The following is an 18219-nucleotide window of genomic DNA, read 5'->3' as shown; positions in this document are numbered from 1 at the left end:
CTGCTCAGCCCAAGGCGTGCACGCGTGACCGTGCGGTCGAGGGGAACGGCTCTGTCGGACGGACTGGGCTCTCGCCGACACGAACAGGGTGGCAGCCCGAACGTAGTGAACGATCACCTTCGTGGTCAAGGGTTGCGTAGTGATCGTTCACATTTTGCGTGACGCCCTACCGGAACGCCGACCGGGCTCAGCGGTTGACCGGGCCGCTCGACCCTCGCGGCACGAGACGGAACAGATCCGCCACCTCGGACTTCGGCTCGGGTTCGCCGCGCAGAAGGGCGAGCAGCGACAGCATCGACTGGCGGCCGACTTCTTCCTTGTTGATGTGTACCGTCGAGATGCTCGGTGAGAAGTACCGGGTGAACTCCTCGTCGTCCCAGCCGAAGACGCTCATCTCCTCGGGCACCCGCACACCGCGGTCCTGGAAGCCGCGCAGTACCCCCAGTGCGACGTAGTCGTTGGCGGCCAGCACGGCCGTCACGCCGGAATCGGCGGGCAGGTCCCGCGCGGCCTCGTAGCCGGAGCGCACGGACCAGTCCCCGTCGACGACGCCGTAGGACGTAAGACCCAGTCGCTCGATCGCCTCCACGTAGACCGCCCGCCGGTTGCGTGCCGAGGCCCAGTCCTGCGAGCCCGCGACGTGGAGGAACCGGCGGTGTCCCTGGTCCGCGAGGTGACGCAGGATCTCCTCGGCGGGCCGTCCGTCGGCCAGCCGTCCCCGGGACTGGAGGTTGTCGTCGTACTCGCCCAGCACCACCACGGGCCACTGCCCGGCGCCCCGGTCGCCGGCGAGGTCCCCGAGCGGTACGAGCGACAGCACCCCGTCCGCCTGCCGGGTCTCCAGCAGGGACAGCACGCTGCGGGCGCGCCGCGACTCGCCGCCCTCCAGCCCGACGACGTCGGTCATGTACCCGGCCTCGTGCGCCGCGGCCGAGGCGCCCCTGAGCAGAGGGATCGGAACGAAGCCGCTCAACTCGGGCAGCACGATGGTGATCCGGTGGGACCGCTGCGTGCGCATCGACCGGGCCATGAGGTTGGGCCGGTAGTCCAGCTCGGTGACGGCACGCTCGATCCTCGCTCGCGTCGCCGGCTTCATGCCGCTGTCGTTCTTCAGGAACCGGGACACGGTCTGGTGCGACACACCGGCCCGCTTGGCGACCTCCCAGATGGTCGGCCGCTTCCTCTCCGGGTCGGAGGCCGCCCTCGGACCGGCGCCCTTCGCGGCGGGCCGACCGGCCCTACCAGCCCGCAGAGGGCGCCCCGCCTGCTCGCACAGGAACTCCAGCAGCTCCGCGCCGGACGCGTCCGCGGGCAGTCCGTAGGCACCGGCGAAGGCCGCGACCCGTGGCGCGAGGTCGTCGACGCGCACCAGGCCACGGGCGGCGGCTTCGGCGACGAAGGTGCCCGTACGGGCCGCGGCGGCACGGGCTTCCAGCAGGTCGACGACGGTACGCGGCACGGTGGTCACGGGCAGCCCGTCGACGACGGTGACGTCCTCGACGTCCATGGCCGCGCGGTGCAGCACGACGGCCTCGTCACGCGTGGTACGGCGGGACGAGACCGTCAGCTCCACAGGGTCGGTGGGCCGGCCGCCCAAGCCGTGCACCGCACACGCGGAGGCGTGGGAGACGACGCCCGCCCCGGAGCCGTCCGTACGGCGCTCCCGCGCCGGGGTCCCGGGATCCAGCCGCAGCCACGCCACCTTGATCCTGAGGTGCTCCGGCTGGGGAGAGGCGGCCAGGCGGTACACGCCGTGGCCGACACTCTCCAGCGCCCCGGACCGCTCCAGCCGCAGGAGCTGGACGCCCTGCACACCGTCCAGCTTCGCCTGCGCGGTGGTCACCAGACCCCACTGACCGGCGGCCCTGGCATCCAGAGCCCGCAACACGTCGGCCTGCGTCATGCAGCAATCATTACACGGGCCTCCTGCGCCGTCCCTTCCCCCCGCGTGGACCGCCTTTCCGGCCTCGCGGGGGAAGGGACGGCGGGCGCGGCTACCTGGGCTGGAATTCCCAGACCGTGTTCGCGTCCTGCGTTCCGGTGTTCCACTTCGCCTCACCCGCGGAGTTCCCGTACAGGTAGGCCCTTCCCGTGTGGGTGTTCCTGACGCGGAGCCCGCCTGCCGTGACCCCTTCCAGGTTCCAGAGCGAGGCGTCCGCGACGGTGCCGGTGTTCCAGATGACGTTGTTGTCGGTGGCGACGGTCTCCAGATACAGGCGCCCCGTTCGCACGTTCTTGATGGTCCAGGCACCGGACGAGTCCTTGGCGACGATCCAGTCCTGGTCGTCGTACACGGTCCCGGACGCGACGATGACCGCGCCGTTCGCGTCGGTGTCCAGGTACTTGCCCGAGGACGTGTTCCTCAGCTTGTACTTTGCGCCGCTGACGAGGTACGAGACCCGCACGCACTCCTCGGTCGCCAGGGTGATCTCGGTGTTCCCGGACACGGTGCTGTACGCCTTCGTGCCGGACTTCACCCAGGTGTCGTCTCCGTCGTAGTGGCCCACCTCGACGGACCGTACGACACCGATGCTTCCCGGCAGTGTGAACGTGGCCTCGGTGGTGGTGGTGAAGGCGAACTCGGCCGCACCGCGCCTGACGCCGAATGCCTGCGCACCGCTCGATGTCGTAAACGCGATGTTGACGCCGCCCACGGTCTTGGTGGTGGTGGTGCTGGCGGTCGCGCTCCGGTTGAACGTCTGCAGGTCGGTTCCGCCGCGTTCCACCGGACGCTTGCTGGCGAGGTCCCGGTGGATCTTGTTCAGCACGTGGTTGAGCCGGGCGACCTTGTCCGAGACGGCCTTGCGGGTGACGACCTTGGTGGTGGGGTTGAAGTCGTACAGGCCGTGGCTGCTGCTGCCCGTGCTGGAGTCCGGGTCCAGGGCGGCGTACAGATTGTGGGCGGTGTTGCCTGCGATGGCGTTGAACTTCTCGACGTCCGCCGCCGCGGATCCGCCGAAGTTCTCCATGATCATGGGGAAGTTCTTCCCCTGGGCCCAGACGGCGTCCCTCCCGTAGTTGTAGAGCGTGTCGAGGCCCGTGGTGTACGGGTCCTTCCCGAAGAAGTCGATGGTCGCCGTCCCCTGGGCCCTGAGGGCCTCGTTCTCGGCGACCGGCACCGTGTCCGCGCTGCCGGCGAGGTTGGTCCGGGTGTACACGGAGTAGTCCGACTGCTTGATCACCTGTCCCAGCTGGGTCAGGTAGTTCAGCAGCACGTCCTTGCGGAACTTCGTCGCGTCGGTGTATCCGCCGCTGTTCCACAGGTCGGTGCTGTAGGTGCTGTAGCTCCGGTCGATGGACTGGCCGCCCTGCTGCTTCGACACGTTCGGTTCGTTCAGCACCTGGATGCCGACGACGGTGTGAGCGGTGTCGGCGGACGCGAGGTGGGTCATGAGCCGACCGAGTACGAACTTCTCCCTGGCGAGCAGGCTCGGATCGGTCTTGTCAAGGAGAGGGTTGCCGTTCAGGGTCAGCTTGGTGCCGTCGGACCTCACCACGGCCTGGTAGTCGTTCATCACGTAGGCCGGCATCCGGGCCGCCAGGGACGAACCGGTCGATTCGTGGCCGAACCACAGGAGTTCCAGCTTGAGGCCGAACTCCCCGCACCAGGCCAGGTACCGGTCGACGTCGGTGAAGTCGAAAACGTCCTTCGAGGTCTCCACCTTCGACCACCAGATCGGGATGTTCACCACGGTGAACCCGTCGTCGCGGATCATCCCGAGCACCGGCTTCAGCTGGGCGTCCGTCCAGCCGAACGTGTACTTGTGCTTCTCGTACCGGAACTGGACGCCACTGTGGAAGAAGGGCTTCCCGTCCACCATCAGGGTGATCTTGTCGTACGTGGATTTCGAGGTGTCGACGTGGGACACCACGCCGCCGGCCGCGGCAGCCCGCGGGAGGCCGCCGACGAGGTTCAGCGCCATGCCCCCGAGGGCCGCCGCCCCGCTCGTGGCGAGGAATCTGCGGCGCGACCAAGGGCCGGTGTTCGACTTCATTGCACTACCTCCGTGTCAGGTGAACTTCTGCCGGATAGTGAACGATCACGATTGAGGGTTCGACGGTGCCCGTCAGGAACCTTCGAGGCAGGGGGGTCGGGCGCAGCGTGATCGAGCCGACAGGCGATGGCGAGGCCCTGGCGATCAGACGGTGGCCGAAACCAACGATGGCGCACATAAGACTGGCTGAAACGCTTGTGTGTCAATGGTGTGAACGGGGAGAGTTGCTTCGCAGCCCAGAGCCGGTCGGCTCAGGTCGTGCCGGTGGGACCCCCACGTAGTGAACGATCACCTGCAGACATCTTGACCGCTCGGGTGAACGATCACTAAGTTGCCCCTGCTGTTGTCGGACACTTCATCGCCCCGGTACTTCGTGGCTTTTCTGTGCGCCCTCGGGCCGAGCCACGGCCGGGTTCCTTCCTCCCCGCCGGGCACCGGTCGGTATCACCAGATCAAGGGAGATCACGTGTATACGGTCATGCGCAGAACGGGCCGTCGGCCCCGAAGATGGGCCGGCTCCCTGGCCGCCGGCATCCTCCTCATCGCGACCTTCCTCACGGCTCCGGCCGCCTCCGCCGCCGAAACCCCCGGCGCGACGTTCCTCAACGAGACGTTCGACGCCCAGACGACCCCCGCGAACTTCGGTTTCCCGGTCGGGGCCGCCATCGGCAACGGCGTACTGGAGGTCACGAAGGGCATGGGCAATTACACGACGTCCGTGCGTCCGTTCGCGTCCTCGATCACCCAGGAGAAGACGCTCGACCTGCGGTTCGACTGGAAGACGGCCATCTCCAGCACCGGGATGAAGACCGGTCTGGAACTGCGCGACGACGCCGGGCACCTCGTCTTCGGGCTGGCCGCGACCGCAGCGGAACTCCGCTACGCCGTGACCGGACCCGACTCGGACTCCACCTCCGCTCCGGACTCACTCAATCCCACCTGGACCAAGATCAGCTTCGACCGGACCAAGTGGTACACGGTCGATCTGCACATGGACTTCACCCTCCAGAAGGTCCAGTACACGATCACCAGCAAGGAGGCGGCGCCGATCGTGCTGGCCTCCGGCACGAAAACCATCACGGGGACCAACCTGGCGAAGTTCGTCGCCTGCAACTACTACGGCACCGGTGTGCAGTCCATCGACAACTTCCGCCTGACCCGCCCCGTGAACCCCGCTTACGGATCCCTCACCGGCTCGTCCGTCTACGCCTTCGGTGACAGCATCGTCTGGGGGCACAAGTACTCCCGCAGCTTCATGAACTTCCTCGCCGAACGTGAAGGCATGACGCTGACGAAGTACGCGGTGAACGGTGCGACCGTGGGTCCCACCAGCAACCAGATCCTCACCCAGGTGCAGAACGCCAACGCGCAGGCGCCCGACTTCGTCGTCTTCGACGGCGGCACGAACGACGCCGGCGAGATCTACACCAACCACACCTACACGGTCGGCACCGTCAGCGCCTCCCAGGACCCCGCCACGTTCGACACCGGCACGTACGCCGGAACGCTCGAAACCACCATCCGCACGATGCGGCAGAAGTGGCCGTCCGCCCAGCTCGTGTACGTGGCCGCCCACAAAATGGGCTCGCGGGACTGGGACACCCAACTCGCCCTGCGCCAGGTGTACCTGCAAGCCACACAGAAGTGGGGCATCGCGGTGGCCGACGTCTTCGCGGACGCGACCCTCGACACGCGTGTTGACGCCCAGCGGGTGGCGTACACGTTCGACAACCTCGTCAACACCTTCCCAGGCAGTGGCGGCACCGGGACGCACCCGAACATCGCAGGCATCACCGACTTCTACGTGCCCGTCCTCACATCGACACTGTCCCAGCTGGCCGACACGACGACGCTCAAGGCGCGACACTCCGGCAAGTGCGCCGAGGCGGTCGGCTCCTCGACCACGGCCGGAGTCGCGATCGAACAGGCCGGCTGCTCGGGCGGCGGCGACCAGCGGTGGCAGCTGCACGACGTCGGCGGGGGCTACTACCAGATCCTCTCCCGGCACTCGGGACTGTGCCTGGACGTGGCCGGCTCCTCCACGGCGAACACGGCCGCGATCGTCCAGCAGACCTGCGACGGCCGCACCAGCCAGCAGTGGCGGCTGAGCGACACCGGCACCGGCTACGTCGAGATCGTCGCCCGTCACTCCGGCAAGTGCCTCGACGTGGACCGGGCCCTCACGACGGACGGCGCCCGGCTGCTGCAGTACACGTGCTGGAACGACGAGTCGCACACGAACCAGCACTGGACCGTGCAGGTCTGACATGAGGAACACGAGCCGCCGGGTGACGGCGGATCCGGCGGCCGACCGCACGGCCCGGACAGGGACCATGCGGCCGGCCAGGCCGGACGATCCGCGGGGCAGCCGAGCTCGACCGGCCCATGCGCTCGGGTCCGGCGAGACGGCAAGAGGAAGGGACCCGGCCTGCCATGGAGAACTCGGCAGTACAGTACCGATGGGCGTGCGGGGCGTGGAGATGCGGCGGGGGGCGGCACGGTGGACGCGGACACGGGACCGGAGAGAGCGGAGCGGGACGTGAAACGGCCGAAACCGCCGTCCAGAAAGCGTCCCACCATCCTCGACGTCGCGGCGCACGCGGGAGTGTCGCATCAGACCGTCTCGCGCTTCCTGCGGGGCAACGGAGGCATGAAGCCGCAGACGGTGGCCCGCATAGAGCAGGCCGTGGCCGAGCTGGACTACCGGCCCAACCTGGTGGCGCGCTCGATGCGCACCCGCAAGTCGAACCGCGTCACCGTGGTCCTGCCGGCCATGACGACCTTCGTGCCCTCGCAGATCCTGCGGGGAGCGTCCGCCGAGGCACAGGCGGCCGGTTACCTGCTGGACATCGTCGGCCTGGAAGGCGACGAACGGGTCAGGGGCGACCGCGTCCGCGCCCTGCTCGACTCCGGTCAGGCCGAAGGGGTGCTGACCTTCACCCCCATCGGCGACCTGGAGAAACTGGGGCTGGACCATACTCCGACCGTCGTCATAGGGGAGTACGACGACCAGATGCGGTCCCACGGGATCACGGCTGACGGCGAGCCGGCCGCCATGATCATCGACCACCTCGTCTCCCTGGGCCATCGGCGTTTCGTCCATGTCGCCGGCAGCACGGACTGGATGTCGGCACGCAAACGACGCGAGGTCTATCTGCGGACGGTCGCCGAGCGGGGCCTGGAGAACTACGCCGTCATCGACGGTGACTGGTCCGTGCGGTCCGGATACGAGGCGGCCCAGGGCCTGTCGGCGGACTCCGGTGTCACCGCGGTCCTCGCCGCCAACGACGACGTCGCCATGGGCGTGATCCGCGGCTTCCAGGACCGCGGATGGCGCGTCCCGGACGACGTGAGTGTCTTCGGATGGGACAACCAGGAGTTCACCGCGTACTTCAACCCGTCCATCTCCACCGTGGATCTCGACCGAGAGGCCATGGGCCGGCGGGCCATGCGGGCCCTGCTCGCCCGCATCCGCGAGGAGAGCGAACCGGAACTGCATCTGGACCTCGACTGCCGCCTCGTGCTGCGAGAGTCGTCCGGACCGGCGAGGACGAACCACACCATGTAGCCCGTCGGCCCTGGCAACCGGCCGCCGTGCAACGGGCGTCCGGACGGACATACGCGCCCGGAGCCCCGTCCGCACCGCGCGGAACGCGCTGACCCGGCATGTTCGCGCACGGTGGCGTTCCGGTTCCGTACCGGTCCGGAACCGGTGAAGTCGCACTAAGTACCCAAGCGTTATGCAGAGACCTCTTGACCGAGATGTGGCCGGTTACTACGCTCGCCGCGTGAACGTTCACTATTGCTGACGCACACAGCCCTCAACTCGGCGCGACGCTCGCGGTCAACCCCGCGGATCAGCTCGGCACACCGACCCAAGGCTCCAGCGTACGTTCACAACAACCCCTGTCAGAGCCGCTGCGGCCCACCCGGGAACCCGACGAGCCGGGCCAGCGCCAGGCCACCTGATCGCAAGTAACTTTCGCAGCCCGCAAAGCAGCCGAGTTGTGAAGTTGGCCGCCACGCGGCGAAACAGTCGGCGTCCTACGCCGGCTTTCTGAGACGACGTTTCCCCCGTCTGGGCACACCGCCCAGTGATGGCAGCAGAGGAGCTCCCACATGAACCACTCGTCCCGTCCGAGCAGACGCTCCCGACTCCGTGTGGTCGGGCTGACCTGTTCGGTCTTCGCCCTCGTCCTGTCCGCGGGCTGTGCCGCGGACTCCTCCGGCAACGACGGCGGCAAGACCGTCATCCGGTTCAACTGGTGGGGGTCGGACGTCCGGCACGAGCAGACCAAGCAGATGATCGCGTTGTTCGAGAAGGAGCACCCGAACATCAGCGTCCAGGTCGAGTACTCCAACTGGGACGACTACTGGAAGAAGCTGTCGACCAGCGCCGCGGCCGGTGACATGCCCGACGTCCTGCAGATCACGGACCCGTTCATGTACTCGTACATCGACAACGGGCAGCTGATGGACCTGAAGAAGGTCAAGGACGTGCTGAACACCGACAAGCTGCCCCCGAACTCGATGTCGATGACGACCGTGAAGGGCGGCCTCTACGGCGTCCCGGCCGGCGACAGCGCGTTCGGCGTCGCCGTGGATCCGGCGGCGTTCAAGAAGGCCGGTGTGCCTATTCCGGACGACACCAAGTGGTCGTGGGACGACTACGTGAAGACCGCCACCGCGATCGCCGAGTCGAAGTCGAAACTGGTCGGCAGTGTGATGCCTCTCTACCCCAACATGGTGGGCCCGTGGCTGCGGCAGCACGGTGAGGACTACTGGACCGAGGACGGCAGCGAAATAGGTTTCACCGAGAAGACCATGACCGGCTACTGGGAGTGGGTCGTCAAGCTGCGTGACAGCGGCGGTACGACCAGCCCCGAGGCAGCGGTCGAGGCCCTGGCCTCAGGAGCCGGTATCGAGCAGAACCTGGTCGCCCAGCACAAGGCGGCCATGACCGAGATGTCCGTCACCCAGCTCGGCGCGCTGGAGGCCGCCAGCGGGCGTGAGACCAAGCTGCTGCTCTTCCCCGGTGAGGACGGTGCCGCCCAGGTCGGCGCCTACACCAAGCCCGGCGTCTTCTACGGGGCCTCGGCGCGGACGGAACACCCCAAGGAGGCCGCGCAGCTGCTCGACTTCCTGGTCAACTCCCCCGAGGCGGGCAAGATCGGGAAGTTCGACCGCGGTGTTCCCGTCAACCCCGACGTGCTCAAGGCGATCACGCCCGAGTTGTCCCCCGCTGAGAAGCGGATCGCCGACTACCTGCGCCGTGCCAACGCCCTGAAGCCGACCGCGGTGCACCTCCCCAACGCGGAGGCCGGCCCCGCTGTCCCGGAGATCTTCCAGCGCCTCAACGAGGACGTGCTGTTCGACCGCCTGTCGCCGAAGGCGGCGGCCAAGAAGTTCATCTCCGAGATCAAGTCCCAGCTCTGAGCTGCCACATGTAGTAGCGCTTCCGGAAGGAATCCCCGCTGTGTCCGATCCGCGCACGAACGATCCGCGCACGAACGATCCGCGCATGAACACCTTTCGCAGTCGACTGCCGGGAGTCGTCTACGGCGGGGACTACAACCCGGAGCAGTGGCCGAGGGAGGTGTGGCAGGAGGACGTCCGGCTCATGCGAGCCGCGGGCGTGCGGCTCGTGAGCCTGGGCGTCTTCTCCTGGGCCATGCTGGAGCCGGCCGACGGCGAGTTCGACTTCTCCTGGCTCGACGAGATCATGGACCTGCTGTGGGCGAACGGCATCCATGTCAACCTCGCGACGCCGAACGCCGCGCCGCCTCCGTGGCTCGCCACGGACTTCCCCGAGATCCTGTCGGTGGACCGGCAGGGAGTGCGGCACGGCATCGGCAGTCGAGGACACTTCTGCCCCTCCTCCCCGGTCTACCGGGACCGCAGCCGGCGCATCGCCACCAAGCTGGCCGAGCGGTACGGGAGCCATCCGGCACTGGCCATGTGGCACATCGGCAACGAGTACCACTCCGACTGTTTCTGTGACCTGTGCGACGACCGCTTCCGCGAGTGGCTGCGGCAGCGCTACGGCGCCCTCGACGAGCTCAACCACCGGTGGGGCACGGCGTTCTGGAGCCAGCGCTACGGCGACTGGTCCCAGGTGCACCTGCCCCGACCTGTGCGCGGCTGGGTCAATCCCTCCCGTGAGCTGGACTTCTCCCGCTTCACCTCCGACCTCCTGCTGGAACTGGTCACACAGGAGCGCGACCTGCTCCACGGGGTCACGCCGGACGTGCCGGCGACCACCAACTTCTTCGGGTGCCGGCTGACCGACAGCCACCGGTGGGCGAAGGAACTCGACGTCGTCGCCTTCGACTGCTACCCCGACCCCGGCAAGCCCCACTCGCTGGCCGTCGCCGCCTTCCAGTACGACCTGATGCGCACCCTGCGCGGCGGGCAGCCCTGGATGCTGATGGAACAGGCGGCCGGCGCGGTCAGCCAGTGGAAGACCAACCAGGTCAAACAGCCGGGCCGGATGCGTCTGGGGTCCTACCAGGCCGTCGCGCACGGCTCCGACGCGGTGATGTTCTTCCAGTGGCGGGCATCCCGCCAGGGGCAGGAGAAATTCCACTCCGCGATGCTCCCGCACGGCGGAGAGAAGACACGGACCTGGCAGGAGGTCAAGGCCCTCGGCAACGAACTGCGGGCCATCGACGAGATCGCCACAGCGCGCACCAGCGCCCAGGTCGCCATCGTCTGGGACTGGCAGAACTGGTGGGCCGTGGAAGGCTGCGCCCACCCGGACAACGCCTTCGACTACCGGGACACCGTCGCCCGGCACTACCGGGCCCTGTGGAACAGCCAGGTCGCCGTCGACGTCGTCACCCTCGACGACGCCCTGTCGCCCTACCGCGTCCTGGTCATCCCCAACCAGTACCTGATGACACGTCAGCACAGCGCGGCCGTGCACAGGTTCGTGGAGGACGGGGGCCATCTCGTCGTCTCGTACTTCTCGGGGATCGTCGACGAGGACGACCGGATCGTCGAAGGCGGATACCCGGGGGCCCTGCGCGAGGTCATCGGCGCGCACGTGCAGGAGTTCTCTCCGCTGCCCGCCGAGGCCACGGTGCCGGTCCGGGCGGCAGCCGAACAGACCGCCCTGACCGGTTTCCTCGCCGCCGCTTCCCTGTGGCAGGACGACCTCGAAACGGAGACCGCCCGACCGCTCGCCGTCTACCGAAAGGGGCATCTCGCCGGCAAAGCCGCGGTGGTCGAGCACGAACTGGGCCAGGGCCGCGCCGTGTACGTCGGCACACGTCTGGACGACGACGCCCTCGAAGCCCTGGTGCGGCACGTCCTGGATCGTGCCGGGGTGCGACCGGTGCACGCCGCACCACGAGGCGTCGAGGTCACCGAGCGACGGACGGACACGAATGTGTACCTGTTCCTGCTGAACCACCGGCAGGACAAGGCGACCGTCGCCCTCGACCGCTCCGGCACCGACCTGATCACCGGACGCCGCCTGGAGGCCGGGCAGACGCTCGTCCTCGACGCGGCGGACGTCGCCGTCGTGCGCTGTCCGCTGTCCGCATCGCAGCACGCCGAGCCGTCGTCGAACGACTCCTGAACCCCGCACCCGATCCAAGAACCCGAGGACGATGACTGTGCTCCGCAGCCCCCTCAGCCAGGCGGCCAGAAAAGAAGAACGGACCGCATGGGTCTTCCTGTTGCCGTGGTTCGTCGGCATGGCCGGCGTCACGCTCGGCCCGATGATCGCCTCGCTGTACTTCTCGATGACCGACTACAACCTGCTGAGCTCTCCCGAGTGGGTGGGCTTCGAGAACTACAGCAAGATGCTCGACGACCCCCGATTGCGCACATCCCTGGGCGTGACCTTCGCCTACGTCGCCCTGAGCGTTCCGTTGCTGCTGGCGGTCGCCCTCGCCCTGGCGATGGTCCTCAACCGGGGCATCAAGGGGCTGGCGTTCTACCGGTCCGTCTACTACCTGCCCTCGCTCCTCGGCGCCTCGGTCGCCGTGGGCATCCTGTGGCGGCAGGTCTTCGGCACCGACGGCCTGGTGAACAAGTTCCTCGGACTCTTCGGCATCGACGGGCCCGGCTGGATCTCCAACCCGGACACCGCGCTGTACAGCCTCGTCGTCCTGCACGTGTGGACCTTCGGCTCCTCCATGGTGATCTTCCTGGCCGGCCTGCGGCAGATCCCCGAGCAGTACTACGAAGCCGCCGCCCTCGACGGCGCCGGCCGATGGAACCAGTTCCGGCACGTCACCGTGCCACTGCTCACCCCGATCATCTTCTTCAACCTCGTTCTCCAGGTCATCAGCTCCTTCCAGTCCTTCACCCAGGCATTCGTCGTCAGCGGCGGGACGGGAGGCCCCTCGGACTCGACCCTCTTCTACTCGCTGTACCTCTACGAGGAGGGCTTCGGCCGGCTCCACATGGGATACGCCTCGGCCATGGCATGGCTGCTCGTGGTGATCGTCGGTGCCCTGACCGCAATCAACTTCTACTTCAGCAAGAGATGGGTGTTCTACGGTGACGGTAAGTGAGATGACACTCCTGAAGGCCGAAGACACTCCTTCGCCTGCTCCAACTCCTGCGCCTGCTCCCGCCGCGCAGCGCCAAAGGCGGGTGGCTCGGATACGCGCGCTCATCAAGCACGTCGTGCTGATCGCCTTCGGGCTCGTGATGGTCTACCCGCTGCTGTGGATGATCGCCAGCTCGGTCAAACCCGACGCCCTGATCTTCCGTGAGCCTTCCCTGCTGCCCACTCAGACCGACTTCGGGCACTACGCCGACGGCTGGAACGCGCTGTCGCACCCGTTCGGGGTGTACCTGCTGAACTCGGCGATCGTCGTCCTGGGGGCACTGCTGGGCAACCTGGTCAGCTGCTCCATGGCGGCCTACGCCTTCGCGCGGCTGAAGTTCCGCGGGCGGGCGGTCTTCTTCGGCATGATGCTGCTGACCCTGATGGTGCCGATCTACGTCCTCATCATTCCGCAGTACGTGATGTTCTCGGAGATCGGATGGGTGAATACGTTCCTCCCGCTGATCGTTCCCAAGTTCCTGGCCACGGACGCCTTCTTCATCTTCCTGATGGTCCAGTTCTTCCGGGGTCTTCCCACCGAGCTGGACGAGGCGGCCAAGATCGACGGAGCAGGGTACTGGCGTATCTACTTCCGCATCCTGCTGCCGATCTCGTTGCCGGCCCTGGCCACCACGGCGATCTTCACCTTCATCTGGACGTGGAACGACTTCCTGAGCCAGTTGATCTACCTGACCAAGCCGGAACTGCAGACGGCACCCGTGGCCCTGCGCAACTACGTCGACGCCACCAGCGGAGCCTCCTGGGGATCACTGTTCGCGATGTCCGTCATCACACTCATCCCGGTCTTCATCGTCTTCCTCGTCGGCCAGCGCTACCTCGTCAAGGGAATCGCGACCACGGGAATGAAGTAGCTCTGTGTCGGCGACGGCTGAAAAGTGGTTCTGGATCACTTTCAGTGCCGGGGCCACGGAGGGTCACCACAAGCGCGATCATGAACGGTCGTGGGTGATGTGTTCCTCCAGGACCTGAGGTTCCACCAGATGGAAGGTGTAGTGATCGAAAACGCAGTGGTCAACGGCGAGTTGGTAGTCGTGCGGGCCCGCGCATCGGCGGAGCGGGCCGCGTGTCCCGCCTGCGGGACGGTGTCGGGCCGGGTGCACAGCCGATACGTGCGCCACCTTTCCGATACTGCGGTCGCCGGCCATCCCGGCGTCGAGCTGATCTGCCGTGACCGGTCCACCGCATATGCCGAGGCCGGACGGCTCGGCGCCCCGGACGCGATTCACGTCGCGGACCTGTGGCCACATCTTCCGCGCGCCCCGCTGGGCGAGGTCCCAGCCACGAGGTCACGGAGTGGTGCCGTGCGCCTCGCCGAGGCCGAGGAGTGCGGTGAAGCGGGCTTCGGCCCGGTCGATCTCCTCGAGCTGAGTGAGGATCGATATGGGGGTGGAGTCACCGACCACCTTCTGCATCAGTGGGGTGCGGTCCAGGATCACGTCCCGGATCGGTTGCAGAGCGCGCGGCGCGTGATGGAAGACGCGCCCGAGGGCGTAGGCGTGCTGGGACTGCCGGGCGGTGTGCGGCTTGCGGGGGGTCTCGAAGGCGTCGAGTGCCTGGCGGACAGCGGCGTAGTCGCTCAGGTCCACCCCTGCCAGGCGGCGGCCGATGAAATAGCCGTCCTCGGTGGCCATGCCGGCGCCGTACCCGGCGTACGGGGAGGTGGGGTGCGCGGCGTCGCCGACGAGGGTGGCGCGGCCCTTGGACCACTGCTTCAGCGGCTTGCGGTCGCGGATCACCCAGCGCTGAACGTGCGCGGGGTCGGTCGCGGCGATCAGCTGGGGGAGCGGACGGGCGAAGTCCTGGCCGAGGCTGGTCGCGTTCGAGTGCAGGTCCCCGGTGAATTCCCGCCTTGCGTCGAACGCTTCGAGTATCCACCACTGGTGGCCGTCACGTCCCTTGTCGCGGATGGCGGTCCAGCTGCCCTGCACCGTGCGGGTGTGGGAGAGAACGCACATCCCGGGCTCGGTCTCGACGCTCTCGTCGAAGGTGTAGCCGCCGAAGATGTGCAGGTTGTGCTCGCGCTTGGGGCTGTCGCCCCACAGAGTGCGGCGGACCAGGGAATCGATGCCGTCCGCGCCGATCACGAGGTCCGCCTCGTGGACTCGTCCGTCCGCGAGGTGCAGTCGAACACCGTTCTCGTCCTGCTCGACGCGCTCCACTGTGTGGTTGACCTGCAGGACTCCCTTGGGCAGCGCGTCGAGCAGCCGCTCGTACAGCTCGGGGCGCAGCAGGCCGATGAAGCCGCCGCCGTAGTCGCGGACAACCTGCTCAGGAAGGGCCGCGCGGACCCGGCGGCGGCCGCGAGCGTTGCGGAACTCGGACGTACAGGGCGCACCCAGGTCCTCGGTGTTCACTCCGAGCAGCCCGAGTGCCTTGATGGGTGGCGGCCACAGGTTGAGGATGTTGCCGGCGGGTCTGGCGTGCGGGTAGCGCTCGAACAGCACGACGTCGTGGCCCACCTGGTGGACGGAGAGTGCGGCGGCCATGCCACCGGGCCCTGCGCCGATGACGGCGACACGGCCGCGCTGGGCGGGAAGCTTCTTCATGGTGGGTTCCTCAGCCTTGGTCGTCGTTGACCTGGTAGATGGTGAGGGAGGGCTTGTCCCGTACACGCTCGGTGCCCGGCCAGCTGCCAGTCATTGCGAGCATGTGTATCTCTGTGAACAGGGATGGTCGCGGCGGAAATCGAGGTGCATCCACGGTTGAAACTGCCGCCCGATTCCGGTCGATGCCTTTGGCGTCGGTGAAGTCGGCGAACCGAACTGGTTGGTGCTATCGGTTGTCGTGCCTCAAGCGGCGGTGCGCAGTTTCGCGGCGGTGGCGGCGGTGATGTCGTGGTGGGTGACGCCGGGGGCGGTTTCGACAAGGACCAGGCCGTTGTCGGTGACGTCGATGACGCCCAGGTCGGTGATGACACGGTGGACGCAGGCCTGGCCCGTGAGGGGCAGGGTGCACTCGTCGAGGATCTTGGGGCTGCCGTCCTTGGCGGTGTGATCCATGAGGACGATGACGCGGCGGGCGCCGTGGACGAGGTCCATGGCACCGCCCATGCCCTTGATCATCTTTCCGGGGATCATCCAGTTGGCGAGGTCGCCGGTCGCGGAGACCTGCATGGCACCGAGCACGGCGGTGTCGATGTGGCCGCCGCGGATCATGCCGAAGGACAGGGCGGAGTCGAAGAAGGCTGCTCCCGGGAGCACGGTGACGGTTTCCTTGCCGGCGTTGATGAGGTCGGGGTCGACGTCGCCTTCAGTGGGGTAGGGCCCGATGCCGAGGATGCCGTTCTCGGAGTGGAGGACGACATGGACGCCCGGCGGGAGGTGTCCGGGTATGAGGGTGGGCAGGCCGATGCCGAGGTTGACGTAGGAGCCGTCGGTGAGTTCGGCGGCGGCGCGGGCGGCCATCTGGTCGCGGGTCCAGGGCATCAGCTGTGCACCGTCTCTCGTGCCTGGGGCGGGGAAATCGTTCGCCGTTCGATCGGTTTGTCGGCGGCCTGCGCGGGCGTGAGGGCGAGGACCCGCTGGACGAAGACGCCGGGCAGATGGATCGCGTCGGGGGCCAGCTCGCCGGGTTCTACGAGTTCCTCGACCTCGGCGATCGTGATGCGGCCGGCCATGGCGGCCAGCGGGTTGAAGTTGGCGGCGGCCTTGTTGAAGACCAGGTTGCCGTGAGTGTCGCCGCGCCAGGCGCGGACGAGCGCGTAGTCGGTGGTGATGCCGTGTTCGAGGACCTGCGCGCGGCCGCCGAAGGAGCGCTTCTCCTTTGCGGGGGAAGCGAGGGCGATGCTGCCGTCCGCCGCGTAACGCCAGGGCAGGCCGCCGTCTGCGACCTGTGTGCCCACGCCTGCCGGTGTGTAGAAGGCCGGGATGCCGGCCCCGCCGGCCCGTAGCCGCTCGGCCAGGGTGCCTTGCGGTACGAGTTCGACCTCCAGCTCGCCGCTGAGGTACTGGCGGGCGAACTCCTTGTTCTCGCCGACGTAACTGCCGGTCACGCGGCTGATGCGGCCGTCGCCAAGTAGTAGGCCGAGGCCCTGGCCGTCTACGCCGCAGTTGTTGGAGACGACCTTCAAACCGGTGGTGCCCTGGGCGTGCAGGGCGTCGATGAGGGCGGCCGGTATGCCGGACAGACCGAAGCCACCAACGGCGAGTGAGGCCCCGTCGGAGATGTCGGCGACCGCCTCGGCGGCGCTCGCGCTGACCTTGTTCACGTGCGGTCCTTTCAACCGGAGGTCGGTCGAGGGGCAAACGGGGGAGCCGGGCAGCACCGTCGACCAGTCGCCGACGGCGACGAGACTGGCGCCGGTGATGTACGAGGCCTCGCCGGAGGCGAGGAGGACGGCGGCGTCGAGCAGCTCGTCAGGGAGGCCGGCCCGGCGGAGTGGGATGTGGCAGCCGATGGCGTGGAGCAGGGTGGTCGTCGGCGAGCAGGCCGCCGCGCCTGGCCCCGGCGCCGATCATTTAGGGGATGACCCAGTTGGCCGGGTGCCTGTGTCGCATCGGTGGCGGTCACGGTCGCTCCCACCCGGGCCGGAGCCTCCCCGTGCCCTGCCGCGCGCGGTTCCGGTGACGACGATTTTGTCGGCCGGCCTGCTCTCCGCCGCGCGGTTCACGGGCGCGTTCGCGGGCGTGTACGGGCGCGAGGGACGGCCACCGGTTCGGCACCGGATACCACGGTGTTGGAGACGGTGCCGATGCCCTCGACGGTGAGGGTGACGGTGTCGCCGGGCTTGAGCGGCGGCGGGTCCTGGCGGCCGCGCACGCCCCAGAGTTCGGCGAGGCAGCCGCCGTTGCCGCAGGTGCCGGAGCCGAGTACGTCGCCGGGGCGGACCCAGGTGCCGCGGGAGGCGTAGGCGGTCATGTCCTCGAAGGTCCAGCTCATGTTGGACAGCAGGTCCTTGCCGACGACCTCGCCGTTGATCTCGGCGGTCAGCGCCAGGCGCAGGAAGCCGTCGCTGTCGCGGTAGGGCTCCAGCTCGTCCGCGGTGACGAGGTAGGGGCCGAGGGTGGTGGCGGTGTCCTTGCCCTTGCAGGGGCCGAGGCTGACCTGCATCTCGCGGGACTGGAGGTCGCGTGCGGACCAGTCGTTGTAGATGGTGTAGCCGATGATGTGGTCGCGGGCCTGCTCGGGGGTGAGGTCCCGGCCTTCGCGGCCGATGACCGCGGCGACTTCGAGTTCGAAGTCCATTGCCTGGCTGCCGGGCGGCACGGGGACGTCCTCGTGAGCGCCGATGACCGCGTAGGGGTTGGTGAAGTAGAAGGTGGGCGCGTCGTACCAGGCGTCCGGGGCCCCCGAGACTCCGTCGATGCATTGCCGTACACCCTCGACGTGCTCCTCGAAAGCGACGAAGTCGCGCACGGACGGCGGTTGGAGCGGCGGCAGCAGTCGCACCTGGGAGACGTGCGGGCCGCGCGGCACGTCCAGGCTTGCGTTGCCCGCCTCGCGCAGTGCCTCGGGACCGGCCTGGATCAGGTCGAGAAGCGTTCCCGCGCCGGGGCAGGGGCAGAGGGTGCCGTCGTCCTCGACGGTGGCAAGACGGCTGCGGCCGTGCTGTTCGTACGTGGCGAAACGCATGGCATTCCTAGGGAGCTGGGAGGGTGGACACAGGCCGGGGGCCCGGCGGCCTGACAGGGCGGGGGAGTG

General features: G+C 68.0%; 12 protein-coding genes. 6 read left to right on the top strand and 6 right to left on the bottom strand.

The genetic code is table 11. From position 1 onward, the window contains the following. Window positions 1–187 precede the first annotated feature (187 nt). A complete protein-coding gene (locus HW837_RS05220; RefSeq protein WP_193382046.1) occupies window positions 188–1903 on the bottom strand; it encodes a substrate-binding domain-containing protein in 1716 nt (571 codons plus the stop codon). A 91-nt stretch (window positions 1904–1994) separates the two neighbouring features. Continuing rightward, the gene (locus tag HW837_RS05215) at window positions 1995–3995 is read right to left on the bottom strand and encodes an RICIN domain-containing protein (protein ID WP_193382045.1); all 2001 of its coding nucleotides are present in this window, start codon (window positions 3993–3995) and stop codon (window positions 1995–1997) included. Window positions 3996–4461: 466 nt separating this feature from the next. Between HW837_RS05215 and HW837_RS48420 the strand changes: the two genes are divergently transcribed. The 6 genes from HW837_RS48420 (at window position 4462) to HW837_RS05185 (ending at window position 13430) form a co-directional block, all read left to right on the top strand. After that, on the top strand, window positions 4462–6261 hold the full coding sequence (locus HW837_RS48420; RefSeq protein WP_193382044.1) for an RICIN domain-containing protein: 1800 nt from the start codon (window positions 4462–4464) through the stop codon (window positions 6259–6261). 234 nt (window positions 6262–6495) lie between these two features. Beyond that, the gene (locus tag HW837_RS05205; RefSeq protein ID WP_319687390.1) at window positions 6496–7563 is read left to right on the top strand and encodes a LacI family DNA-binding transcriptional regulator; all 1068 of its coding nucleotides are present in this window, start codon (window positions 6496–6498) and stop codon (window positions 7561–7563) included. Window positions 7564–8114: 551 nt separating this feature from the next. Continuing rightward, window positions 8115–9431, top strand: a complete 1317-nt coding sequence (locus HW837_RS05200) for an ABC transporter substrate-binding protein (protein WP_193382043.1) — start codon at window positions 8115–8117, stop codon at window positions 9429–9431. 85 nt (window positions 9432–9516) lie between these two features. Beyond that, window positions 9517–11577 (top strand): beta-galactosidase, encoded by a 2061-nt coding sequence (locus HW837_RS05195; protein ID WP_193382042.1) that lies wholly within the window; start codon window positions 9517–9519, stop codon window positions 11575–11577. Between the two features lie 31 nt (window positions 11578–11608). Then, window positions 11609–12520: a carbohydrate ABC transporter permease gene (locus HW837_RS05190; RefSeq protein WP_193382041.1), complete on the top strand. Its 912-nt coding sequence runs from the start codon at window positions 11609–11611 to the stop codon at window positions 12518–12520. 82 nt (window positions 12521–12602) lie between these two features. Beyond that, window positions 12603–13430 (top strand): carbohydrate ABC transporter permease, encoded by an 828-nt coding sequence (locus HW837_RS05185; protein WP_313895625.1) that lies wholly within the window; start codon window positions 12603–12605, stop codon window positions 13428–13430. Window positions 13431–13865: 435 nt separating this feature from the next. Here the strand turns inward: HW837_RS05185 and HW837_RS05180 are convergent, their stop codons facing one another. The 4 genes from HW837_RS05180 to HW837_RS05165 all read right to left on the bottom strand — a co-directional run bounded on the left by HW837_RS05180 (window position 13866) and on the right by HW837_RS05165 (window position 18150). Continuing rightward, window positions 13866–15125 carry an FAD-dependent oxidoreductase gene (locus tag HW837_RS05180; RefSeq protein WP_193382039.1) on the bottom strand — a complete coding sequence of 420 codons (1260 nt, stop codon included), beginning with the start codon at window positions 15123–15125 and terminating at the stop codon, window positions 13866–13868. Between the two features lie 243 nt (window positions 15126–15368). After that, the gene (locus HW837_RS05175; protein WP_193382038.1) at window positions 15369–16004 is read right to left on the bottom strand and encodes a CoA transferase subunit B; all 636 of its coding nucleotides are present in this window, start codon (window positions 16002–16004) and stop codon (window positions 15369–15371) included. After that, the gene (locus tag HW837_RS05170) at window positions 16004–16786 is read right to left on the bottom strand and encodes a CoA transferase subunit A (protein WP_193382037.1); all 783 of its coding nucleotides are present in this window, start codon (window positions 16784–16786) and stop codon (window positions 16004–16006) included. The genes HW837_RS05175 and HW837_RS05170 overlap by 1 nt, the downstream gene beginning before the upstream one ends. Window positions 16787–17184: 398 nt before the next feature. Continuing rightward, window positions 17185–18150 (bottom strand): fumarylacetoacetate hydrolase family protein, encoded by a 966-nt coding sequence (locus tag HW837_RS05165; RefSeq protein ID WP_193382036.1) that lies wholly within the window; start codon window positions 18148–18150, stop codon window positions 17185–17187. Window positions 18151–18219 lie beyond the last annotated feature (69 nt).

The organism is Streptomyces caniscabiei, from assembly GCF_014930365.1.
In the GTDB taxonomy this organism is placed as follows: Bacteria; Actinomycetota; Actinomycetes; order Streptomycetales; family Streptomycetaceae; genus Streptomyces; species Streptomyces caniscabiei.
This window is presented reverse-complemented; position numbering and strand designations above follow the sequence as displayed.